At 69.3% G+C, this 23,537-nt stretch carries 20 protein-coding genes; 17 read left to right on the top strand and 3 right to left on the bottom strand.

What is annotated here, in order from left to right:
* The first annotated feature begins 90 nt into the window (after positions 1-90).
* From glmS to tsaD, 8 genes are all read left to right on the top strand, one after another.
* Positions 91-1,956: a glutamine--fructose-6-phosphate transaminase (isomerizing) gene (glmS, locus tag QR64_RS08640; protein WP_006550061.1), complete on the top strand. Its 1,866-nt coding sequence runs from the start codon at positions 91-93 to the stop codon at positions 1,954-1,956.
* Positions 1,957-1,984: 28 nt separating this feature from the next.
* Positions 1,985-3,436 (top strand): bifunctional ADP-dependent NAD(P)H-hydrate dehydratase/NAD(P)H-hydrate epimerase, encoded by a 1,452-nt coding sequence (locus QR64_RS08635; protein ID WP_039584872.1) that lies wholly within the window; start codon positions 1,985-1,987, stop codon positions 3,434-3,436.
* A 58-nt stretch (positions 3,437-3,494) separates the two neighbouring features.
* On the top strand, positions 3,495-4,667 hold the full coding sequence (alr, locus tag QR64_RS08630; RefSeq protein ID WP_039584927.1) for an alanine racemase: 1,173 nt from the start codon (positions 3,495-3,497) through the stop codon (positions 4,665-4,667).
* A 4-nt stretch (positions 4,668-4,671) separates the two neighbouring features.
* Positions 4,672-5,730, top strand: a complete 1,059-nt coding sequence (locus QR64_RS08625) for an alpha/beta fold hydrolase (protein ID WP_006550064.1) — start codon at positions 4,672-4,674, stop codon at positions 5,728-5,730.
* A gap of 22 nt (positions 5,731-5,752) precedes the next feature.
* Positions 5,753-6,211, top strand: coding sequence for a tRNA (adenosine(37)-N6)-threonylcarbamoyltransferase complex ATPase subunit type 1 TsaE (tsaE, locus tag QR64_RS08620; protein WP_006550065.1), 459 nt, complete (start codon positions 5,753-5,755; stop codon positions 6,209-6,211).
* A gap of 79 nt (positions 6,212-6,290) precedes the next feature.
* Complete coding sequence (gene tsaB, locus QR64_RS08615) at positions 6,291-6,959, top strand: tRNA (adenosine(37)-N6)-threonylcarbamoyltransferase complex dimerization subunit type 1 TsaB (protein WP_006550066.1); 669 nt, start codon at positions 6,291-6,293, stop codon at positions 6,957-6,959.
* A complete protein-coding gene (rimI, locus tag QR64_RS08610; RefSeq protein ID WP_006550067.1) occupies positions 6,956-7,471 on the top strand; it encodes a ribosomal protein S18-alanine N-acetyltransferase in 516 nt (171 codons plus the stop codon). The genes tsaB and rimI overlap by 4 nt, the downstream gene beginning before the upstream one ends.
* A 44-nt stretch (positions 7,472-7,515) precedes the next feature.
* Complete coding sequence (gene tsaD / locus QR64_RS08605) at positions 7,516-8,544, top strand: tRNA (adenosine(37)-N6)-threonylcarbamoyltransferase complex transferase subunit TsaD (RefSeq protein WP_039584924.1); 1,029 nt, start codon at positions 7,516-7,518, stop codon at positions 8,542-8,544.
* Positions 8,545-8,583: 39 nt separating this feature from the next.
* On the opposite strand, the gene QR64_RS08600 is transcribed toward tsaD, so the two are convergent.
* Complete coding sequence (locus QR64_RS08600) at positions 8,584-10,320, bottom strand: Hsp70 family protein (RefSeq protein ID WP_039584870.1); 1,737 nt, start codon at positions 10,318-10,320, stop codon at positions 8,584-8,586.
* A 311-nt stretch (positions 10,321-10,631) separates the two neighbouring features.
* Between QR64_RS08600 and groES the strand changes: the two genes are divergently transcribed.
* Positions 10,632-10,934 carry a co-chaperone GroES gene (groES, locus tag QR64_RS08595; RefSeq protein WP_006550071.1) on the top strand — a complete coding sequence of 101 codons (303 nt, stop codon included), beginning with the start codon at positions 10,632-10,634 and terminating at the stop codon, positions 10,932-10,934.
* Between the two features lie 87 nt (positions 10,935-11,021).
* Positions 11,022-12,632 (top strand): chaperonin GroEL, encoded by a 1,611-nt coding sequence (gene groL / locus QR64_RS08590; RefSeq protein ID WP_006550072.1) that lies wholly within the window; start codon positions 11,022-11,024, stop codon positions 12,630-12,632.
* A gap of 259 nt (positions 12,633-12,891) precedes the next feature.
* Here the strand turns inward: groL and QR64_RS08585 are convergent, their stop codons facing one another.
* Positions 12,892-13,185, bottom strand: coding sequence for a WhiB family transcriptional regulator (locus tag QR64_RS08585; RefSeq protein ID WP_039584868.1), 294 nt, complete (start codon positions 13,183-13,185; stop codon positions 12,892-12,894).
* Positions 13,186-13,710: 525 nt separating this feature from the next.
* Here QR64_RS08585 and QR64_RS08580 point away from each other — a divergent pair.
* The 3 genes from QR64_RS08580 to QR64_RS08570 all read left to right on the top strand — a co-directional run bounded on the left by QR64_RS08580 (position 13,711) and on the right by QR64_RS08570 (position 16,443).
* Positions 13,711-14,676 carry a hypothetical protein gene (locus QR64_RS08580; protein WP_052227247.1) on the top strand — a complete coding sequence of 322 codons (966 nt, stop codon included), beginning with the start codon at positions 13,711-13,713 and terminating at the stop codon, positions 14,674-14,676.
* Positions 14,677-14,804: 128 nt separating this feature from the next.
* The gene (locus QR64_RS08575; RefSeq protein ID WP_019288580.1) at positions 14,805-15,383 is read left to right on the top strand and encodes a sigma-70 family RNA polymerase sigma factor; all 579 of its coding nucleotides are present in this window, start codon (positions 14,805-14,807) and stop codon (positions 15,381-15,383) included.
* A complete protein-coding gene (locus tag QR64_RS08570) occupies positions 15,376-16,443 on the top strand; it encodes an anti-sigma-D factor RsdA (protein WP_039584866.1) in 1,068 nt (355 codons plus the stop codon). Before QR64_RS08575 ends, QR64_RS08570 begins: the two co-directional genes overlap by 8 nt.
* Before the next feature lie 83 nt (positions 16,444-16,526).
* Here the strand turns inward: QR64_RS08570 and QR64_RS08565 are convergent, their stop codons facing one another.
* Positions 16,527-16,937, bottom strand: a complete 411-nt coding sequence (locus QR64_RS08565; protein WP_006550077.1) for a DUF5319 domain-containing protein — start codon at positions 16,935-16,937, stop codon at positions 16,527-16,529.
* A 259-nt stretch (positions 16,938-17,196) separates the two neighbouring features.
* Between QR64_RS08565 and guaB the strand changes: the two genes are divergently transcribed.
* The 4 genes from guaB to guaA all read left to right on the top strand — a co-directional run bounded on the left by guaB (position 17,197) and on the right by guaA (position 23,474).
* Positions 17,197-18,720, top strand: a complete 1,524-nt coding sequence (gene guaB / locus QR64_RS08560; protein ID WP_033097050.1) for an IMP dehydrogenase — start codon at positions 17,197-17,199, stop codon at positions 18,718-18,720.
* Between the two features lie 71 nt (positions 18,721-18,791).
* Positions 18,792-19,925 carry a GuaB3 family IMP dehydrogenase-related protein gene (locus QR64_RS08555; RefSeq protein WP_039584864.1) on the top strand — a complete coding sequence of 378 codons (1,134 nt, stop codon included), beginning with the start codon at positions 18,792-18,794 and terminating at the stop codon, positions 19,923-19,925.
* Between the two features lie 182 nt (positions 19,926-20,107).
* The gene (locus QR64_RS08550) at positions 20,108-21,832 is read left to right on the top strand and encodes a GMC oxidoreductase (RefSeq protein ID WP_024101588.1); all 1,725 of its coding nucleotides are present in this window, start codon (positions 20,108-20,110) and stop codon (positions 21,830-21,832) included.
* Between the two features lie 67 nt (positions 21,833-21,899).
* Positions 21,900-23,474 carry a glutamine-hydrolyzing GMP synthase gene (gene guaA, locus QR64_RS08545; protein ID WP_039584863.1) on the top strand — a complete coding sequence of 525 codons (1,575 nt, stop codon included), beginning with the start codon at positions 21,900-21,902 and terminating at the stop codon, positions 23,472-23,474.
* Positions 23,475-23,537 lie beyond the last annotated feature (63 nt).

Below are 23,537 nucleotides of genomic sequence, written 5' to 3'. Positions count from 1 at the left end.
GGTGCGTACCGGACGGCGTGCCCCGATGCAGGTGTACGGGCTCACCGGTGTGTTGTTCCCGAGCGGGGGTCGACCAGTACCCTGCTAGGCATGTGCGGAATCGTGGGCTATGTCGGGCACCGTCGTGCTCTCGACGTCGTGGTGGAAGCGCTGCGGCGGATGGAGTACCGGGGTTACGACTCGGCGGGAATCGCCATCCTCGACGGCAAGGGTGGTCTGGCCGTCGAGCGGAAGGCGGGGCGGCTGGTCAATCTGGAGGCCGAGCTCGCCGAGATCGGCGAGGAGCACTTCGCCGGTACCGCGGGGATGGGGCATACCCGGTGGGCCACCCACGGTCGTCCCACCGACCGCAATGCGCATCCGCATCGCGACGCGACCGGCAAGGTCGCGGTGGTGCACAACGGCATCATCGAGAACTTCGCGCCGCTGCGTGAGGAGCTCGAGAAGTCGGGTGTGGAGCTGGCCAGCGACACCGACACCGAGGTCGCGGTGCATCTGGTGGCCCGCGCCTACGCCGAGGGTCCGACGGCGGGCAACTTCGTCGACAGCGCCCGCAGTGTGCTGCGCCGGCTGCAGGGTGCGTTCACACTGGTCTTCGCCCACGCCGATCATCCGGGCACGATCGTCGCGGCGCGCCGGTCGACGCCGCTGGTCGTCGGGGTCGGCGACGGTGAGATGTTCATCGCCTCGGACGTCGCGGCGTTCATCGAGTTCACCCGGGAGGCGGTCGAGCTCGGTCAGGACCAGGTCGTGGTGATCACGAACAACTCCTACGAGGTCACCGACTTCGACGGCAACACCGACGTGGCGACGCGTCCGTTCACCATCGACTGGGATCTCGCCGCCGCCGAGAAGGGCGGCCACGACTACTTCATGCTCAAGGAGATCGAGGAGCAGCCGGCCGCGGTCGCCGACACCCTGCGCGGTCACTTCGTCGACGGGTGCATCGTGCTCGACGAGCAGCGCCTGTCCGATCAGGAACTGCGCGACATCGACAAGGTGTTCGTCGTCGCCTGCGGCAGCTCGTACCACTCGGGCCTGGTCGCCAAGTACGCGATCGAGCACTGGACCCGCCTGCCCGTCGAGGTCGAGCTGGCCTCGGAGTTCCGCTACCGCGATCCGGTGCTCGACCGGTCCACGCTGGTCGTGGCGATCTCGCAGTCCGGGGAGACCGCCGACACCCTCGAAGCGGTCCGGCACGCCAAGGATCAGAAGGCGCGGGTGCTGGCGGTGTGCAACACCAACGGCGCGCAGATCCCGCGGGAGGCCGACGCGGTGCTCTACACCCGCACCGGCCCGGAGATCGGTGTGGCGTCGACGAAGGCGTTCCTGGCGCAGATGGCCGCGAACTACCTCGTGGGTCTGGCGCTGGCGCAGGCGCGCGGCACGAAGTATCCCGACGAGGTGGCCCGCGAGTACCAGGATCTGGCGGCGATGCCGGAGAAGATCGCCGAGCTGCTGACCGGCATGGAGCCGGTGCGGGCGCTGGCGCGGGAGCTGTCGGCCTCGCCGGCCGTGCTGTTCCTGGGTCGGCACGTGGGCTACCCGGTCGCGCTCGAGGGTGCGCTCAAGCTCAAGGAGCTGGCGTACATGCACGCCGAGGGTTTTGCGGCCGGTGAGCTCAAGCACGGCCCGATCGCGCTGATCGAGGACGGGCTGCCCGTCATCGTCGTGATGCCGTCGCCGAAGGGCCGCGCCGTGCTGCACAGCAAGCTGCTCAGCAACATCCGCGAGATCCAGGCCCGCGGGGCCGTCACCGTCGTCATCGCCGAGGAGGGCGACGAGACGGTCCGGCCGTTCGCCGATCACCTCGTCGAGATCCCGTCGTCGGCGTCGCTGCTGCAGCCGTTGTTGTCGACGGTGCCGTTGCAGGTCTTCGCCGCGGAGGTCGCGCAGGCCCGTGGTTACGACGTCGACAAGCCCCGCAACCTCGCCAAGTCGGTCACCGTCGAATAGCGACCCACCCGCCGGTGCAGGAGGGACGATGCGCAGTTTTCACCCGTCCGACGTGGTCCGCGCGGCGGAGGCGCCGCTGCTGGAGTCTCTCCCCGAGGGAACCCTCATGCGGCGCGCGGCCTACGGACTCGCGCGGGTCGTGGCTTCCGAACTGCGTGAACGCACCGGTGGGATCGCCGGTCGGCGGGTGAGCCTGCTCGTCGGGTCCGGCGACAACGGCGGCGACGCGCTGTGGGCGGGAACCTTCCTGCGCCGGCGGGGCGTGTCCGTCACTGCACTGCTGCTCGACCCCGACCGGGCGCACCCCGCGGGTCTGCGGGCACTGCGGAAGGCCGGCGGGCGGATCGTCCCGGCGACTCCAGAGCACCTCGGCGACCCGGACCTCGTGCTCGACGGCATCGTCGGCATCTCCGGGCGCGGCCCGCTGCGACCGGCGGCGGCCGCGCTCGTGGACGAGATCACCGCGCCGATCATCGCCGTCGACATCCCGAGCGGTGTCGGCCCCGATACCGGTGCCGTCGACGGACCGGCGATCAGGGCCGCGGTGACCGTCACCTTCGGCGCCTACAAGCCGGTCCATGCACTCGGCGCCACGCGCTGCGGTCGCGTCGAACTCGTCGACATCGGACTCACACTCCCGGAGGCCGGGCTGGTCGCGGCGGAACCGTCCGAGATCGGCGCGATCTGGCCGGTGCCCGGCGCCGAGGACGACAAGTACTCCCAGGGTGTGGTGGGTGTCCGTGCCGGCAGCGCCCGGTATCCGGGGGCGGGTGTGCTGTGCACGGGAGCGGCCGTCGCCGCGACCTCCGGCATGGTGCGCTACGCCGGGTCGGGTGCCTCCGAGGTGCTCGCGCGGTTCCCCGAGGTCGTCGTGTCGCCCTCGGTGGCCGAGACCGGGCGGGTGCAGGCCTGGGTCGTGGGGCCGGGTGCCGGTACCGACGATGAGGCCTGCGCGAACCTGCGCGACATCCTCGCCACCGACCTGCCGGTGCTCGTCGACGCCGACGGACTCACGCTCCTCGCCCGCGAACCCGGTCTCGTGCGGGGCCGGTCCGCGCACACCCTGCTCACCCCGCACGCCGGCGAGTTCGCACGCCTGACCGGGAACCGCCCCGAACCGGACCGGGTCGCGGCGGTACGTTCCCTCGCCGCCGACTGGGGAGTGCACGTGCTGCTCAAGGGGCGCGCGACGCTCGTGGCACGGCCCGACGGGCACGTCTTCGTCAACGATGCGGGCGGTTCGTGGGCGTCGACCGCGGGTGCCGGGGACGTGTTGGCCGGTGTCATCGGGTCGTTGCTCTCGTCGGGCATGCCGGTGGACCTGGCCGCGGCGGCCGGTGCTCGGGCCCACGCCCTCGCCGCGAACCTGGCCGCGCAGGACCCCGAGTCCCCTGGAGCGGCGCCGACCTCGGCGAGCGCGATCCTCTCGCGACTCGGCGACTCGATTCGTCTGTTGCGCACCCACATTGCCGAATCGTGACGTGGTACACGGGGACACGACGTCGACGTCCGACGGCGCAGTGGCAGGATCGACAGACGTGACCACGACCCAACGCACCCCGCGACCTGCACGTACCGTCCTTCCCCAAGCCGAAGCCCTCATCGATCTCGATGCCGTGGCGGAGAACGTACGAGCGCTCCGGGAGTACGCGGGTCCCGCTGCGGTCATGGCCGTCGTCAAAGCCGACGCCTACAACCACGGGGCCGTGCCGGTCGCGCGTGCCGCGCTCGCCGCAGGCGCCCGCGAACTGGGTGTGACGACGCTCGGCGAGGCCCTCGAACTCCGCGCCGCGGGTATCGAGGCTCCGATCCTGTCGTGGCTGCACACCGCCGACTCCGATTTCGCTCCCGCCGTCGAGGCCGGGATCGAACTGGGCGTGTCCTCGCCGCGGCATCTAGCGGCCGTCGTCGAGGCGGCGCGGCAGGTCGGGGTCACCGCGACCGTCACGGTCAAGGTCGACACCGGCCTCAACCGCAACGGTGTCGCCGTCGACGAGTGGGACGACATGGTGCGCGACCTGGGCCGGGCACAGGCCGAAGGTGTCGTGCGGCTGCGTGGAGCCTTTTCGCACCTCGCCCACGGCGACGAACCCGAGCATCCGGGCAACGCCGAGCAGCGCGACCGGCTGAGCGAGGCCGTCGCGGATCTGCGGCGGCACCATCTGGCTCCCGAAGTGGTGCACCTGTCGAATTCCGCGGCCACCGTCACCCGTCCCGACCTGCGATTCGACATGGTTCGGCCCGGAATTGCGATGTACGGGTTGACACCGATCCCGGAACTCGGCGACCTGGGCTTCCGGCCGGTGATGACCGTGCGGGCGAGGGTGGTGCTGGTGAAGAAGGTGAAGGCGGGAGACGGGGTGTCCTACGGGCACACCTGGACTGCTCCCGCGGATACGACGGTGGCGCTGCTGCCCATGGGATATGCGGACGGGATCCGCCGCAATCTCAGCGGGCGCATCGAGGTGCAGCTCGGCGGGCGCCGGTGCCCGCAGATCGGGCGCGTGTGCATGGATCAGGTCGTCGTCGACCTCGGCCCCGATGGGGCAGGAGTAAGCGAGGGCGACGAGGTGTTGTTCTTCGGTGACGGGCGTCACGGAGAGCCGAACGCCCAGGACTGGGCGGACAAGCTGGGCACGATCAACTACGAGATCGTGACCGGCATCGGCGGACGGACCGTCCGGACCTATGTCGGAGCGAAGGGAGCGTGACGTCATGTCACTCGTGAACAGGATGGGACTCCTCGGTGCGAGCCTTGCGACGCTCGCATCGTCGGCGGGACTGTACGCGGTCAAGACCGCGGGCGCGCCCGCCCATGAGATCTATCAGAACGAGGACTTCGACGAGATCCTCCGGCTCCCGCGCCGCATCGTGACCACCGAGGACGGTGTCCCGCTCGTGGTCCGCGAGAGCGGCTCGGCCCTGGCTCGGCTCACCGTCGTGTTCGTCCACGGCTACTGCCTGCGCATGCAGGCCTGGCATATGCAGTACCGCCACCTGCGCGAACAGTGGGGGCGTGACGTGCGTGCCGTCTTCTACGACCAGCGTGGTCACGGCGAATCCGGTTTCTCCGGTGCCGCGACGTGCACCATCGCGCAGCTCGGCCGCGACCTGGGCCGGGTGATCGACGAAGTCGCGCCCACCGGTCCGGTGGTGGTGGTGGGCCACTCGATGGGCGGCATGACCGCGATCGCGCTCGCCTCCCAGCGGCCCGACCTGTTCGGTGAACGCATCGTGGGCGTCGGTCTGCTGGCGACCACCGCGGCAGGGCTCAGCAAGACCGGTATCGGACGCAATCTCGAGAACCCGGTGATCGACGCGTTCCGGTACGCGGCGCGTACCGCACCGGGATTCGTGCAGTTCGCGCGCGGCGCGGCCCGTGCCGTCGTGACGCCGATCCTGCGTGCGGCGTCCTACGGCACGGTCGTGAGCCCCCGCCTGGTGAAGTTGTCCGACCGGATGCTCGACGAGACGTCGGTGCTCACCATCGTCAACTTCCTCCGCACCCTCGAACTGCACGACGAGTCCGCGGCGCTTCCGGTCCTGGGCACCGTGCCCGTGCTGGTGCTGTCCGGCGACGCCGACATGGTCATCCCGTACGCGAGTTCCGAGGCGCTGGCGGAGCAGCTGCCCGATGTCGAACTCAAGCGGGTACGTGGTGCCGGGCACCTCGTGCAGCTGGAGTTCCCCGAGGTGGTCGACCGTGCCCTCGATCGTCTGATCCAGCGGAGTTTCACGCAGGGAGTGAACGGAAGGCAGATCGCAATTGGGTGATTCGCAATCGAGTGGGCCGCAGGTGGGGGAGCAGACCATCGAACTGCCGACCGTGGAGGACACCGAGGCGTTCGGGCGCAGGCTTGCAGCCGAGCTGCGGGCCGGGGACCTCGTCGTGCTCGACGGGCCGCTCGGCGCGGGAAAGACGTCACTGACCCGCGGAATCGCCGCCGGCCTCGGGGTGGAGGGACGCGTGACCTCCCCGACCTTCGTCATCGCCCGCGAACACCGTCCCGGTAGTCCGGAGGGACGCGAACCGGTCGGGCTCGTCCACGTCGACGCCTACCGTCTCGGCGACGGACCGAACGCCCTCGACGAACTCGACGCGCTCGACCTCGACACCGACCTGACCGACACCGTCGTGGTGGTCGAATGGGGCGGTGGCTTGGTCGAACAGCTCGCCGAACGGCATCTGAGGGTCCGGCTCCGGCGCGACCCGGGCACCGATGTCCGCCGTGCCTCGTGGGAATGGATCGGCTGAGCCACCGGCAGTCCGCATGCCGGTGGCTTCCGTCACTGCACACCGACCGGGCAGGTCGCGCGGGGTAAGCTGGTACATCGTGCTCGTGCTCGCTGTCGATACCGCCACCCCCGCCGTGACCTCGGGAGTCGTCCGTCTCGACCGCGGTCGGGACGATGCCCGACCCGAGACGGTCGCTGCGCGCGTGCTCGACAATCCGCGAGCGCACGCCGAAGTCCTCACTCCGCAGATCCTCGAATGCCTCGCCGAGGCCGGCGCTGCCCCCACCGATCTCGACGCGATCGTCGTCGGCATCGGACCCGGCCCGTTCACGGGTCTCCGCGTCGGCATGGCCACTGCTGCGGCCTTCGGTGATGCGCTCGGCATCCCCGTGCACGGGGTGTGCAGCCTCGACGCGATCGCCGCGGACGTCCACCGGGAACACGGTACGGACGACGATCTGCTCGTCGTCACCGACGCCCGTCGTCGCGAGATCTACTGGGCACGCTATTCCGGCGGCCGCCGCGTCGAAGGACCCGAGGTGCGCAAGCCCGCCGACGTGCCCGCCGAGCCGTCGGTGCGGGTGGCGGGCTCGTCGTCGCACGTCGCGCTGTTCGACCTTCCGGCGGTGGACGTGCAGACGCCGTCCCCGGCGGGCCTGGTGACAGTCGCGGCCGACGCCCTGCGCGCGGGCGCCGAACCGGAGCCGCTCGTGCCCCTGTACCTGCGCCGCCCCGACGCGGTGGAGACCGCGAATCGCCGAGCATGAACGCCACACCCGAGGAGAATACGGCCGCAGAGAACGCGGTCGTCATCGACGCACTGCGCCCCGAGGATGCACCCCGCTGCGCCGAACTCGAACAGATCCTGTTCCCCGGCGACGACCCGTGGAGCGCCGACGCCTTCCGTTCGGAGCTGGCCTCGCCCCACAACCGCTACTTCGCGGCCCGCGACCCGCAGGGCCGGCTGATCGGTTACGCGGGACTCGCGCGACTCGGTACGGCCATCGAACCCGAATCCGAGGTGCACACCATCGGTGTGGACCCCGTGGCGCGCCGCCGGGGGATCGGCGGAGCCCTCCTGGGGGAGTTGCTGGCCGTCGCCGACCGCTGGGGAGGGCCGGTCTTCCTCGAGGTGCGCACCGACAACGACGCGGCGATCGCCCTGTACCGGCGCGAGGGCTTCGAGATCGTCGGAACCAGGAAGCGTTACTACCAGCCGAGCGGCGCGGACGCGTACACGATGCGTCGTCCGGATCCGCGAGAGGAGTCACCGGCGTGAGCACCACCAGCCCCCGATTCGAGCTGCCCGAGCGCCCCGTCGTGATGGGCATCGAGAGTTCGTGCGACGAGACCGGTGTCGGCATCGTCCGCTGGGTGGGTGACGGCACCCTCGAGCTGATGGCCGACGCCGTGGCGTCGAGCGTGGACGAGCACGCCCGCTTCGGTGGTGTGGTGCCGGAGATCGCATCCCGCGCCCACCTCGAAGCCATGGTGCCGACGATGCGGCGCGCCCTCGACGAGGCCGGGATCGAGAAGCCGGACGCGGTGTGCGTAACCATCGGGCCGGGTCTCGCGGGAGCACTTCTCGTCGGTGTCGCCGCTGCCAAGGCCTACGCGGCAGCGTGGAACGTGCCGTTCTTCGCGATCAACCACCTCGCGGGCCACGTCGCGGTCGACACCCTCGAGCACGGACCGATGCCGCCCTGCGTGGCGCTGCTCGTCTCCGGTGGTCACACCCACCTGCTGCACGTCGAACATCTCGGCAAACCCATCGTCGAACTCGGCACCACCGTCGACGACGCCGCCGGGGAGGCCTTCGACAAGGTCGCGCGACTGCTGGGGCTCGGTTATCCGGGCGGTCCCGAGGTCGACAGGCTGGCCCGCCAGGGCGACCCCTCCGCGGTCGTCTTTCCGCGGGGTATGACCGGTCCGCGCGACGCGCGTCACGACTTCTCGTTCTCCGGTCTCAAGACCGCGGTGGCCCGCTTCGTCGAAGCGAAGGAACGTGAGGGCGAGCCGGTGCCGGTCGCCGATGTCGCCGCGAGCTTCCAGGAGGCGGTGGCGGACGTTCTCACCATGAAAGCTGTGCGGGCCGCCCAGGATCTCGGTGTCGACACGCTCGTCCTCGGTGGTGGAGCGACCGCCAACAGCCGGTTGCGCGCACTCGCCGAGGAACGGTGCACTGCTGCGGGTATTACCCTGCGCGTGCCGCGGCCGAAGCTGTGCACCGACAACGGCGTCATGATCGCGTCGCTGGGCGCGCATCTCATCGCCGCGGGGGCGCAGCCGTCCTCGCTGGGCGCTGCGACGGATCCGGGCCTGTCGGTGTCGGTGTCGCAGGTCGTGGCCTGACCTTTCCCGACCGACCCCCACCCGAGGAGGGCGCGCTGCCTAGGTGGGGGCGATCTCCGAGGTCCCGGATCCGGTGGTGGTCTCCGCGGTGGTCGTTTCCCCCGTCGTGGTCTGACCGGTGGACGGCACGGTCGTGCCCTCCTCCGTGACGGACGCGATCGTGGAGGACAGGTCGTTCGGATATGCGCCGGTGGACGACGCGGACGGCGTCTCGGTCGGCGAGGTGGTCGACGGGGGTGTCGGGCTCACACCGGTGCTCGGTTCGGTCGTCTCCGGATCGGTGGGCGCAGGGCTCGTCGTCTCCGGCGGTGTGGTCGGCTCGGTGGTGTCGGGAGCCGTCGTGTCGGGAGCCGTCGTGTCGGGAGCCGTGGTGTCCGGAGCGGTCGTGTCCGGAGCCGTGGAGTCGGGATCGGGCCTCGGTGCGGTCTCGGAATCCGGCGACGTGAACGGTCGGTCCGGGTCGGACTCTTCCTCCGCTGTCGACCCGGGGGTCGGCACCTGATCGATCGGCGTGGGCGTCACGGTGGTGCTCGACGACTCGGGCACAGTGGGCCATGGATCTTGGGTCGACGGAACGGTGTGCTCGACGGTCGGCAACGGCCAGGGAACCGTCGTCGGCGCGGGTGCGTCCCGGGTGCTCCGGGACGTCACGGGTTCGGGCGGCGGGTCGTGGGACGGGACGGCCGACTCGCCGGGACCGGCCTCCTGCGTGGGGACGTCGCCGCTCGTGAAACGCGGCGACACCTGGGCGTCGCTGCTGTCGCGTTCGGTGAAGTGCTGGGTGGCGAAGCCGGCCATGATCGCACTGAGCACCAGGAGCCCGGCGACCGCACCGGAGACACGACCCGAGGACCGGTTGCCGGTGCGCGACAGGGCGCCGACCACGGTGTATCCGACCGAGGACGGGGAATCGGCCGACAGTGCCGCACCGATCGCGGCAGCCGCTCCCGGTTCGGGGACGGTGACGATCTCGCCGTCGAACTCCGCCGAGATCGCCGCGGCGAGGACGGGGGACGCGGCCGCGCCCCCGATGAGGGCCATGGTCTCGGGGACCGGATCGGTGCTCGAGCAGATGCGCCGCGTGAACGCCGCCGCTTCGTCGGCGAGATCGGTCGTCAGTTCGTCCAGTTCCGCTCGGGTGAGGGTGACCGTCGCGTCGGGACCGGCCTCGGCGATGTCGATGCGGGTCGTCGTCGCCGAGGAGAGTGCCTCCTGGGCGCCCTGGCACCGGGCCGCCAGCAGGCCGGGGTCGATCTGCCTCCGGGTGCGCATCCGCTCGGTGGCGTTGCGGACATGATCGAGCACACGTGCGGTCAGGGCGTCGCCGCCGACGGTCTCGGTACGTGCGGACCGCAGCAGGGTGCCGGTCTCGCGGTCGAGGACGGAGACGGTCGTGCCGGTGGCTCCGATGTCCACGAGCGCGATCGCGCCGGGTTCGCGACGGACCCCCACTGTGTAGAGACACTCGAGGGCGGCGGTGGTCTCCGGAACGAGGCGGACCATGTGGCCCGTCCGCTCGGCGGCCGTGCGGATCTCGTGCGCCTGTTCCTCGGTGCGGTACGCGACCGTGATGATGGCGGGACTGTCGGCTCCGCGGGCGGTTCCGCGAGGAGACGTGAGCGAGACGGCGTCGAAGACGAGATCCCCGAGATCGCGCCCGGGCTGCGACTCGGAGGCGAGTCTGCGGAACTCCGTTGTGGGCGCGTGTGCAGCATCGACGCGCAGGGCCGAGCCGGCGCCGGAGGCGCCGACGGAGATGCCGAGCGACGTGGGCATTGTTCACCTTCCGTGCGTGATCGACGACCAGGCGTCCAGGGCCTACCTCGGCTGAGGTCACCGAACGATCACGCTCATGGGTTTCCGTTATTCAACCGTAACATGACGTCGGGTTCCACGCAGGTCGGCGTGTTTGCACCCGTTGCCCTTGAGCGCTGGCACTCTCGTGTATAGAGTGCTAGTGACACCGAGCGCCGGCCCGGCACCCGCGACGACGGGACGCGTGCGGAGTCACCGTGATGACTGAACACACCCGTGTCCGAGAACACCGGTTCTCGGACCCCATTACCCCTGAAAGTGGAGGGCTCATCGTGGCGAGCGTGAACATCAAGCCGCTCGAGGACAAGATCCTCGTCCAGGCCAACGAGGCCGAGACGACGACTGCCTCCGGCCTGGTCATCCCGGACACGGCGAAGGAGAAGCCCCAGGAGGGCACCGTCGTCGCCGTCGGCCCCGGCCGCTGGGACGAAGATGGCGACAAGCGCATCCCGCTGGACGTCAAGGAAGGCGACGTCGTCATCTACAGCAAGTACGGCGGAACCGAGATCAAGTACGCCGGCGAGGAGTACCTGATCCTGTCTGCGCGCGACGTCCTGGCTGTCGTCGCCAAGTAGGCCGCTTGCATTCCGCCCCGGTGTCCCGTTTCGGACCCGGGGCGGAATACGTTGGGGAACATCCGAGTCCAGGAGTAGTCGCAGAACATGTCCAAGCAAATCGAGTTCAACGAGACCGCGCGGCGGGCTCTCGAGCGCGGTGTCGACCAGCTGGCCGACGCCGTCAAGGTGACGCTCGGCCCGCGTGGCCGGCACGTCGTGCTCGCCAAGGCCTTCGGTGGTCCCACCGTCACGAACGACGGTGTGAGCATCGCCCGTGAGATCGAGCTGGAGGATCCGTTCGAGAACCTCGGCGCCCAGCTCGTCAAGAGTGTCGCGACCAAGACCAACGATGTCGCGGGTGACGGCACCACCACCGCGACCGTTCTCGCCCAGGCGCTCGTCAAGGCCGGCCTGAAGAACGTTGCCGCAGGCGCCAATCCGATCGCGCTCGGTGCCGGTATCGCCCAGGGTGCGGACAAGGTGAGCGAGGCTCTGCTCGCTGCCGCCACTCCCGTCGAGGGCAAGACCGCCATCGCGCAGGTCGCCACCGTGTCCTCGCGCGACGAGGAGATCGGTGAGATGGTCGGCGAGGCGCTGACCCGCGTCGGGAAGAACGGTGTCGTCACCGTCGAGGAATCCTCCACCCTGAGCACCGAACTGGTCGTCACCGAGGGCGTGCAGTTCGACAAGGGCTTCCTGTCGCCCTACTTCATCACGGACATCGACGCGCAGGAAGCCGTCCTCGAGGACGCGCTCGTCCTGCTGTACCGCGAGAAGATCAGCTCGCTTCCCGACTTCCTCCCGCTCCTCGAGAAGATCGCAGAGTCCGGCAAGCCGGTCCTGATCATCGCCGAGGACATCGAGGGCGAGCCGCTGTCGACCCTGGTGGTCAACGCGATCCGCAAGACCCTCAAGGCCGTTGCCGTCAAGGCTCCGTACTTCGGTGATCGCCGGAAGGCCTTCCTCGAAGACCTCGCCGTTGTCACCGCGGGTACGGTCATCAACTCCGATCTGGGTCTGTCCCTCAAGGAGGCCGGACTCGACCTGCTCGGCTCGGCCCGCCGCGTCGTCGTCACGAAGGACAGCACCACGATCGTCGACGGTGCCGGTACCGCCGAGGACATCGAGGCGCGCGCCGCTCAGCTGCGTCGTGAGATCGAGGCCACCGAGTCCGACTGGGACCGCGAAAAGCTCGAAGAGCGCCTCGCGAAGCTCGCCGGTGGCGTCGCCGTCATCCGTGTGGGTGCGGCGACCGAAACGGACCTCAAGGAGCGCAAGTTCCGCGTCGAGGACGCAGTCAACGCCGCGAAGGCGGCCATCGAGGAGGGCATCGTCCCCGGTGGCGGGTCGGCTCTCGTACAGGCCGCACGCTCGCTCGAAGAGCTCCAGGCGTCCCTCTCCGGCGACGCCGCCACGGGCGTCGCCGCGCTGCGCACCGCGCTCACCGCGCCGCTGTACTGGATCGCCACGAACGCCGGCATCGACGGTGCGGTGGTCGTGAGCAAGGTCGAGGAGACGGGTAAGGGCTTCAACGCCGCGACCCTCTCCTACGGCGACCTCGTCGCCGAGGGCGTCGTCGACCCGGTGAAGGTGACGCGTTCCGCCGTCGTCAACGCCGCCTCGGTCGCACGCATGGTGCTCACCACCGAGAGCGCCGTCGTCGACAAGCCGGAGGAAGAGGCCGAGGCCGGGCACGGCCACGGTCACGCGCACTGAGCGACCGGTCAGGGCCGCGGACCCGCCGCCCGGCGGGTCCGTAGGTCGAGCCGGACGTGAAAGTCGTTCCGGACGGCACGAATACAGCGAGGCCCCGCAAGGAATGTTCGCATTCCCTGCGGGGCCTTCGTCGTATCGACGCAACTCCTCCAACCGGCCTCCCGGTCGTACCGTCACGGTCGTGTCGACATGATCACGACCGTGACGGTGTTGACATGGTCACGACCGTGACGGTGTCGTCACGGGGCGGGTGACCGCCTCACACAGCGACCTTCCGCCGTTGTTGCCTCGTGTACATCTCCCGCTCGGTCTCCGACATGCCGCCCCAGATGCCGTACGGCTCGGCGACGGCGAGGGCGTGGTCGCGGCAACGGGCCAGCACGGGGCAGGTGCGGCACAACTCCTTCGCGCGGTTCTCCCGCTGGGCGCGGGCACGACCGCGCTCTCCGTCGGGGTGGAAGAACACCGAGGAGTCCACACCACGACACTTACCGTGCATCTGCCAATCCCAGAGGTCCGCGTTGGGGCCGGGCAGTGTGTGTGGTGCGGGCATGTGGCACTCCTTTGCAGCAAGCTCGCGTGAATGGTGCGAGCGGACCGTGGACACATCGGGATTCCCGCTGTGATCCGAATCAAACAAACTCACCGTAGGATCTGTATCGATTCGTCGTCAACGTTTTCGATGAGTGGGATAGTCCATAACCGAACAGCCAAGATTTAACCGCGGAAATATTTACTTTCGTGAGGAGTCGTGCCTGTGCGCTGCGGGCGGGGGTGATCCGGGGTATCTTATGCTCCCGACGTGGGCAAAAGGTCCCTTACTCGCTGGTAACCCGGCCTTTCGGCGGCCGGATGCGGGCTCCGACGCGGCCTCGGAGGTCCGGGGCGGCACCATACATGCACCACGCATGTTTTAACTCGATGTTTAACAAAATGTTCGGAAATGTCTTCTGTGCGTCCCTGCGTTCCAATCATCGAGACTATTTGCGCTCACGGTGATAATTTCTCTCCGACAAATGCCCGGCGTCGGCCCGGAGCCCCGCGTATCGTCGGTATCCGCTGGTGCGATGATTCCGCGATGGCACATTCCGACGCCCGCCGGCACACGGCACCGACACCGTCCGACCGCCACGCGATCCTGGTCGCCGCGGCCTTCGGCTCGTCCCCGGGGGCACATCCGCTCCCTGCCGCGCACGGACCCGAACAGAACTGGTTGCGGGCCGTCGCGCTCGGTGGGCAGGGACGTTACGCCGCCGCGCGGGCCGAGCTGGCCCGAGTGCGTGGAACCGGAGGAGTGTGGTCGTCGTTCGGAGCGAGCACCGAGGCCTCCCTTCTCCGTCAGTTGGGCGGACATCGCGCGGCCGCCGTCCTGGACGGACGTGCTCTCGCGGAGGCGGGGTCGCTGCGAACCAGCTCCGGGAACACTGTCGCCGCACGGCGCGACGTCGGCACTGTCGCCGCACGGCGCGACGTCGATGTTGTCGCTGCATGGTGTGACGCCGCCACGGGGTTGGCGGCCGATGCGCTCGGGCGGGGCCGTCTCGCGGTGTGCGGGTCGCTGCTCGACCGATGCGCAGCCGCTCTCGACGCTGCCGAATCGGAAGCGGGGGAAAAGGCCTTCGTGCGACAGCGGATCCGTCTCGCATGGGTCGGGGCCGAATCCGCTCTCGCGGCAGGCGACTTCACCCGTGCGCGCAGCCGGGCGGACCGCGCGGTGGAACTCGCGGACGGCTTCGGATCGATCCGGCACTCCGTGAAGTCGGACCTCGTGCGGTCGGCCTCTTTGACCGGACTGCCCGACCATGGTCCGGCTATGGATCTGGCCGCCGACGTCCTCGCGCGCGCGGAGGAACACGAACTCATTCCGTTGCAATGGGCCGCGGCGATGCTCCTCGACGGGCTGGGGGCAGGGAGAGACGCGGGTCGCGTCCGTGATCTCGATGCGGGTCGCGTCCGTGACCTCGATGCGGGTCGCGTCCGTGACTTCTGCGCGACCGTGATCAGGGGGCGTGGGGGTCGCTTCGTGACCTTGTCTGCCTGCTGAGTTCCAGTCGCGCGCGGGGGGTGACCGGACCGGTCGGTCGTTGTAGTTACTCTGGGGGTGTTCCACGGTCAGGTGGAAGCCCGCCCGGGGGGGTGGTGCCGTCTGTAACGCCAGGACTTGCGCAATCGATGACTGTTATGGGTGAGGAGTTGGACTCCGCGGTTGCTGCGGCTGCGCAAGGCGACCGGGCGGCTCTCGCTCAGGTTCTTGCAAGTGTCCGGCCCCTCGTCGTGCGGTACTGCCGCGCACGGGTCGGATCTGCAGAGCGCGGCCAGCTCTCTGCAGACGACGTTGCACAGGAGGTGTGCCTGGCCGTGATGACCGCTTTGCCGAGATATCAGGACCAAGGCCGCCCCTTCATGGCGTTCGTGTACGGGATCGCTGCTCACAAGGTCGCCGACGCGCACCGCAGTGCGGCGCGCAACCGCGCGGAACCCGTGGCGGATGTGCCGGAGGTGATGTCGCTCGACGACAGCCCCGAGGAATACGCGATCAACTCCGAGGCGGGCCGGCAGATGAAGCAGCTGCTGGGCATCCTCCCGGAGAAGCAGCGCGAGATCCTCATCCTCCGTCTCGTCATGGGATTGTCGGCCGAGGAGACGGCCGCAGCAGTGGGTAGTACTGCAGGAGCGATCAGGGTGGCCCAGCACCGGGCCATCGCGAGACTCAAGAAGGAAGTCACGAGAGCAGGTGAGCGGAATGGGTAGGGGGCGTTTCTCGGGCGACGGCTTCGACGACGAGTTTCCCGACGACGAAACCTCCGTGGACCTCGCCGCCGTGCGTCGTGACGACGCGCTGATCGATGCGATCTCCGGTAACGGGCTCGTCGAGACGAAGGACAACGAGGAGTACGAACTCGCCACTCTGCTCGCCGACTGGCGTGCAGAGATCCTCGCCGAACCGATGCCCGCCGGCCCCGACCTCGACGAAGTGGTCGCCGCCGTCCACCGGGAACTGGGAACACGGGAAACGCTCGCTCGGGCCCCGGAGGTCACCCCTCTGCGCCCGCGATCGAAGGGGCAACTCCGGTTGCTCCGTCCGCTCGCAGGTGCAGCAGCGCTCGTCGCCATCGCCGTCGGCAGCGCGACCGCCGTGTCCTACGGCGCCGAGCCCGGCGACCCGTTGTGGGGCGTCAAGCAGGTCGTGTTCAGTGAGCAGGCGCAATCCACCGAGGCCCGGATCGACACCACATCGACCCTGGAGCGTGCCGAACAACTCATCGCCGAGGGCAACACGGAGGAAGCACGCGAGTTGCTGACGTCCGCGGAGTCCCGTTCGGGCGACGTCCGGGACGCGGAGGAGCGCGATGCGCTCGGCGACTGGGTGCAACGCCTCGCCGAGGAACTCGGCCGGTTGGTGCCGCAGGTGCCTCCGCCGCCGGCAGCGCCGGTGGCACCCGAGGTGCCGGTGGTTCCCGGTGCCGTCGTGCCCCCGCCGGTCACGACGCCCGGCACGGATGGGCAGCAGCCTGCCCCGACGACCGGTGCGGAAACCGGCACGACCGTGCCGCCCACTTCCACGACGGTGGATCCGACCATCCTGCAAGCGCCGCCTCCGGTTTCGAACACCACGACGCCGTCGCAGACCGCGCCACCGCCCCCGTCGAGCACGCCGGGTCCGTCGGTGCCCAGCGAGACTCCTCCGTCGACCTCGGCTTCTTCCCCGACTCCCGCTCCGACGACGACGGCATCGTCGCCGCGGTCGACGCAGGACGGACCGGGAGCAGATTTCGCTCCGGCGTCCGTGACCACTTCGGAAGGCGGCTAGAANCGGGCCCGGCAGCATGTGCTGTCGGGCCCGGGTCGTTCGTGGAAGTGACGTGATGCGTGGTCCGCGTGGGGAACAGTCGGTCAGGAATCCAGACCGTAGGGGTCGACGGGAAGAGCCTCGTTCATGGACGCGTCCGCGTAGCCGCGGCAGTAGTCCCAGGTGACGTAGGCGTCGGGGGACGGATCGAAGGCGGGCTCGTGCGGTCTGACGGTGCCGTCGACGAGCAGCTGCAGCAGGTTCGCCCGCAGCATGTCCCAGTCGTGGTAGTGGTCCTGGTGGCAGTCCTCGCAGCACACCACGAGTCCGCGGACGCCGCGGGGAGCCAACAGCGCCTCGTAGACGGCCAGGTCTGCGAGGTCCTCTTCCACCGCGAGCCGCTCCGCAGGATCCAGGGGCTGGCCCGGCTCGATCGCGTCCAGCGCTGCGGACGGATCGTCGGGGTCTCCTGCGAACGGGTCCGGTGGGAGTCCGGGAGGCAACTGATCACGCACGACTCCACGGTACGCAGACCGAGGGGGTCTGCGCCAGCGGTCGCCAGGGGACACGCCGTGAAATCACACGGGGTGATGTGACGAACACCGGGGAACAGGGTGGGAGCCGAGCTTGTTCCCCGAACAGATAACATGAAGGGGTGCGTGCCGCTCTCCAACCGCCCGTCGGTGCGACGAGCGCGCACAGCCTTCATTCATTCCTGCTGTCGGACGGTTCTGCCGTCCGCTCCCATCGACTGTCACGGAGGGTCCGAACCGCATGAGTAGTACCGGAGGGCGCGTGCACACCGGCGGTGACGACCCGAACAAGGTCGCAATGCTGGGTCTGACCTTCGACGACGTGCTGCTGCTTCCCGCGGCTTCCGACGTCGTCCCGAGTCAGGTCGACACGTCGAGTCAGCTCACCCGCGAGATCCGCCTGCGGATCCCGCTGGTCAGCTCCGCGATGGACACCGTCACCGAGTCCCGCATGGCCATCGCGATGGCCCGGGCCGGTGGTATGGGCGTGCTGCACCGCAACATGCCCACCGAGGTGCAGGCCGCGCAGGTCGAGACCGTCAAGCGGTCGGAGGCCGGCATGGTCACCGATCCCGTCACCTGCAAGCCGACCGACACGCTGGCCGAGGTCGACGCGAAGTGCGCGCGATTCCGCATCTCGGGTCTGCCGGTCACCGACGACGAGGGTCAGCTCGTCGGCATCATCACCAACCGCGACATGCGCTTCGAGGTCGACCAGAACCGCCCGGTCGCCGAGGTCATGACAAAGGCTCCGCTGGTCACGGCCCGCGAAGGCGTCACCGCTGAGGCCGCGCTCGGTCTCCTGCGTCGCCACAAGATCGAGAAGCTGCCGATCGTCGACGGTCAGGGCAAGCTCACCGGCCTGATCACCGTCAAGGACTTCGTCAAGACCGAGCAGCACCCCAACGCCACGAAGGACCGCGACGGCCGTCTGCTCGTCGGTGCCGCCGTGGGCGTCGGCGACGACTCCTGGACCCGCGCCATGACGCTGGTCGATGCCGGAGCCGACGTTCTCGTCGTCGACAGCGCCCACGGCCACTCGGCCAACGTGCTGTCGATGATCTCGAAGCTCAAGAGCGAGGTCGGCGACCGCGTGCAGATCATCGGCGGCAACGTCGCGACCCGCGAGGGCACCGAGGCGCTCATCAACGCCGGCGTCGACGCGGTCAAGGTCGGTATCGGCCCCGGCTCGATCTGCACCACGCGTGTCGTCGCGGGTGTCGGCGCGCCGCAGATCACGGCGATCCTCGAGGCGTCCACGGTGGCGCGCGCCCACGGCGTGCCGGTCATCGCCGACGGCGGTATGCAGTTCTCCGGCGACGTCGCCAAGGCTCTGGCAGCCGGTGCGTCCACCGCGATGCTCGGTTCGCTGCTCGCCGGCACCACGGAGTCCCCGGGTGAGCTGATCCTGGTGAACGGCAAGCAGTTCAAGAGCTACCGCGGCATGGGCTCGCTGGGCGCGATGCAGAGCCGCGGCGAGGCCAAGTCGTACTCGAAGGACCGCTACTTCCAGGACGACGTGCTCTCCGAGGACAAGCTCGTGCCCGAGGGCATCGAGGGACGCGTGCCGTTCCGCGGCCCGCTGCAGCAGGTCACGCACCAGCTCATCGGTGGCCTGCGCGCAGCGATGGGTTACGCCGGCGCGACGACGATCGAGCAACTGCAGGAGGCGCAGTTCGTGCAGATCACCGCCGCCGGCCTCAAGGAGAGCCACCCGCACGACATCACGATCACTGCCGAGGCGCCGAACTACGTGGTCCGGTAGTTTTCGCGTTCGCAGCAGGGTCCCGTTCCGATTAGGACGGGAGCATCGTCCAAGAGGAGAAAGGGGCGCGCGTGCGCGACCTCGTTGAAATCGGCATGGGTCGCACGGCCCGACGTACGTACGAGCTGGGCGACGTCGACATCGTCCCGTCGCGCCGGACGCGGTCGTCGAAGGAGGTGTCGACGGCCTGGCAGATCGACGCCTACCGTTTCGACATCCCGGTGCTGGCGCACCCCACCGACGCGCTGGTGTCGCCCACCTTCGCGATCGAGCTGGGCAAGGCCGGCGGTCTCGGTGTCATCAACGGCGAGGGCCTGTGGGGTCGTCATGCCGATGTCGACGCCGTCGTCACCCGTCTCGCGGAGATCGCGAGCACGGATCCGCGCGCAGCCGTCCGTTACCTGCAGGAACTGCACACGGCTCCGCTGCAGGGCGATCTGCTGGCCGCGGCCGTCGCACAGGTGCGGGATGCCGGGGTGACCACCGCGGTCCGCGTCAGCCCGCAGAATGCGCGCGCTCTCACGCCCGAGCTCGTGAAGGCGGGCATCGATCTCCTCGTCGTCCAGGGCACCATCATCTCGGCCGAGCATGTGGCCCACGGTGAGGACGAGCCGCTGAACCTCAAGACGTTCATCTCGGAGCTCGACGTGCCGGTCATCGCCGGCGGTGTCAGCGACCACCGCACCGCGCTGCATCTGATGCGCACGGGTGCGGCCGGTGTCATCGTCGGCTTCGGCTCCACGAAGCAGGCGACCACCACGTCCTCCTCGCTCGGTATCGGCATCCCGATGGCCACGGCCATCGCCGACGCCGCTGCGGCCCGGCGCGACTACCTCGACGAGACCGGGGGCCGTTACGTCCACGTGCTCGCCGACGGCGACATCGAGAACGCCGGCGACCTCGCGAAGGCGATCGCGTGCGGCGCCGACGCGGTAGTGCTCGGCGCGCCCCTGGCTCTCGCCGAGGAGGCCGCGGGTAAGGGCTGGTACTGGCCGTCCGTGGCCGGGCATCCGTCGATGCCGCGCGGCGCTGCGGTCCGGGTCGCCGAGCACGGGCGACCGGGCCTCGGTCGGGTGCTGTTCGGCCCGTCCGATGACCCCTCCGGTTCGCTCAATCTTGTGGGCGGCCTGCGTCGATCGATGGCGAAGGCCGGATACTCCGATCTGAAGGAATTCCAGAAGGTCGGTCTGTCGGTCCGCGGATAAGGACCTTCCCGGTACATCCCGATGGCCGGTCACAGCGTCGCAGGACGCGGTGACCGGCCATCGATTTTTCTCACACTTCGTTTTCATGCAACTCCACGTAACGGGTAGAGTCGGGGCTGTGCCTGTAGTCACACCGCCGAAGTGCATACTTGCCGGTAACAACTCTCGCCGCTGGAGGTTCCATGGGTAAGCAACGGGTCACGGACTACGACGTCCTGATCGTCGGATCGGGTTTCGGTGGGAGCGTCACGGCGTTGCGCCTCGTGGAGAAGGGCTACAAGGTCGGCGTTCTCGAGGCCGGTCGCCGCTACGCCGACGCCGACTTCGCGAAGACCAGCTGGGACCTGCGCCGCTTCCTCTGGGCGCCCAAGCTCGGCTGCTTCGGCATTCAGCGCGTGCACCTGCTGCGCGACTGCCTGATCCTCGCCGGTGCCGGCGTGGGCGGCGGGTCGCTGAACTACGCGAACACCCTGTACAAGCCTCCGGCGCCGTTCTTCGAGGACCGCCAGTGGGCGCACATCACCGACTGGCAGGACGAACTGAGCCCGTACTACGACCAGGCGAAGCGGATGCTCGGCGTGGTGCAGTACGGCCGGATGACCGACGCCGACAAGGTGATCAAGTCGGTGGCCGACGACATGGGCGTCGGCGAGACCTTCATCCAGACGCCCGTGGGCGTGTTCTTCGGCGAACCCGGCCGCACGGTCGCCGATCCCTACTTCGGTGGCGTGGGTCCCGACCGCACCGGCTGCATCGAGTGCGGTGAGTGCATGACGGGATGCCGCCACGGTGCCAAGAACACCCTCGTGAAGAACTATCTGGGTCTCGCCGAGCGGGCGGGAGCCGAGATCGTCCCGCTGACCACCGTCACCGATCTCCGTCAGGCCGCCGACGGCACCTGGGACGTGATCACCGAACGCACCGGCGCGTGGGTCCGCAAGCGGCGGCGCACCTACTCGGCCGCGCACGTCGTCCTTGCCGCCGGAACGTGGGGCACGCAGCACCTGCTGCACCACCTCAAGGACACCGGTGCGCTGCCCGAACTGTCCGACAAGGTCGGCGAACTGACCCGCACCAACTCCGAATCGATCGTCGGCGCCGGGAAGATGCGGATCGATCCCGATCTGAAGCTCACCGAGGGCGTCGCGATCACGTCGTCGTTCCACCCCACCCCCGACACGCACATCGAACCCGTGCGGTACGGCAAGGGATCGAACGCGATGGGCTTGCTGCAGACCCTCATGACCGACGGCGACGGACGCACCCCGCGCTGGGTGAAGTTCCTCGGGCAGGTCGTGCGGAACCCCGTGAAGATGCTGCGGATGCTCTCGGTGCACCGGTGGAGCGAGCGCACCATCATCGCGCTGGTGATGCAGAACCTCGACAACTCCATCACCACCTACACGACCAAGGGTGTGTTGGGCCGCCGCAAGGTCACGAGCAAACAGGGCCACGGGCAGCCGAATCCCACCTGGATCCCGGCCGGCAACGAGGCCACGCGCCGCATCGCCGAGAAGATCGACGGTGTCGCGGGCGGCACGTGGGGTGAGATCTTCAACATTCCGCTCACCGCACACTTCCTCGGTGGCGCCGTGATCGGATCCGATCGCGACCACGGGGTCATCGATCCGTACCACCGCGTCCACGGCTACCCGACGCTGAGCGTCGTCGACGGCGCCGCGGTCTCCGCGAACCTCGGTGTGAACCCCTCGCTCACCATCGCGGCGCAGGCTGAACGCGCTGCGTCGTTGTGGCCCAACAAGGGTGAGGACGACCAGCGTCCCGAGCAGGGACAGCCCTACCGTCGTATCGCGCCGATCGAACCGAAGAACCCCGTGGTGCCCGTCGACGCACCCGGTGCGTTGCGACTGCCGGTCGTCGAGGTCAAGCACAGCGGCGTCGCGTAGCGACCCGGAAGTGATCGGATGAGCGGCCGCGTCGGGAACACCCGGCGCGGCCGCTTAGACTGTTCGGGTGTCGTCGCAAAGCCAGCAGTCCAGACCGGTCGTCGTCGTCGATTTCGGAGCTCAGTACGCGCAGCTGATCGCTCGGCGCGTTCGTGAGGCCAACGTCTACTCGGAGGTCGTGCCCCACACGGCCGGTGTCGAGGAGATCGCGGCGAAGAACCCGCGCGCGGTGGTGCTGTCCGGTGGCCCCGCCAGCGTGTACGAGGAGGGCGCACCGCGTCTCGATCCCACGCTGTTCGATCTCGACGTCCCCGTCTTCGGCATCTGCTACGGCTTCCAGGCGATGGCGCAGGCGCTCGGCGGCACGGTCGCGCACACCGGCTCGCGCGAGTACGGCCGCACCGAGCTGTCGGTCTCCGGAGGTGTGCTGCACGACGGTCTGCCCGAGACGCAGCCCGTCTGGATGAGCCACGGCGACGGCGTCACCGAGGCCCCCGAGGGCTTCGAGGTCACGGCGACCAGCGCCGGTGCCCCGGTCGCGGCGTTCGAGGACCGCGCCCGTCGCCTCGCCGGTGTCCAGTACCACCCCGAGGTGCTGCACTCGCCCCACGGCCAGCAGGTGCTGAGCCGGTTCCTGCACGACATCGCCGGAATCCCGGGCGACTGGACTGCAGCGAACATCGCCGACGCGCTCGTCGAGCAGGTCCGCGAGCAGATCGGCGACGGTCGTGCCATCTGCGGCCTGTCCGGCGGCGTCGACTCCGCCGTGGCGGCCGCGCTGGTGCAGCGCGCCATCGGCGACCGCCTGACCTGTGTGTTCGTCGACCACGGCCTCATGCGCGAGGGCGAACGGCAGCAGGTCGAGAAGGACTTCGTCGCCGCGACGGGTGCCCGTCTGGTCACCGTCGACGCGTCCGAGACCTTCCTGCGCGAGCTCGCCGGCGTCACCGACCCCGAGACCAAGCGCAAGATCATCGGCCGCGAGTTCATCCGTTCCTTCGAGGGCGCGGTCTCCGAGGTGCTCGGCGAGGGTGCCGACAAGGGCGAGACCGTGAAGTTCCTCGTGCAGGGCACCCTGTACCCGGACGTCGTGGAGTCCGGCGGCGGTTCCGGCACCGCGAACATCAAGAGCCACCACAACGTCGGTGGACTTCCCGAGGACCTCGAGTTCGAGCTCGTCGAGCCGCTGCGCCTGCTGTTCAAGGACGAGGTGCGCGCGGTCGGACGTCAGCTCGGTCTGCCCGAGGAGATCGTCGGCCGCCAGCCGTTCCCCGGCCCCGGCCTCGGCATCCGCATCATCGGTGAGGTCACCCGCGAACGCCTCGAGATCCTGCGCCGCGCCGACTCGATCGCCCGCGAGGAACTCACCTCCGCCGGCCTCGACGGACAGATCTGGCAGTGCCCGGTCGTGCTGCTCGCCGACGTCCGCAGCGTGGGCGTGCAGGGCGACGGCCGCACCTACGGACACCCGATCGTGCTGCGTCCGGTCTCCAGCGAGGACGCGATGACCGCCGACTGGACGCGCCTGCCCTACGAGACCCTCGAGCGGATCTCCACTCGTATCACCAATGAGGTGACGGAGGTCAACCGAGTGGTGCTCGACGTGACGAGCAAGCCCCCGGGAACGATCGAGTGGGAGTGATTTCCGCTCGCCGTAANCCCCCGGACCGGTCAGGTCCGGGGGACGTCGCGTAGGTGGGGGTGG

The sequence above is a fragment of the Rhodococcus sp. Chr-9 genome, assembly GCF_000801125.1.
GTDB lineage: Bacteria > Actinomycetota > Actinomycetes > Mycobacteriales > Mycobacteriaceae > Rhodococcus > Rhodococcus pyridinivorans.
Note: the sequence above shows the minus strand (reverse complement) of the source record. Positions and strands in the feature narration are given on the sequence as shown.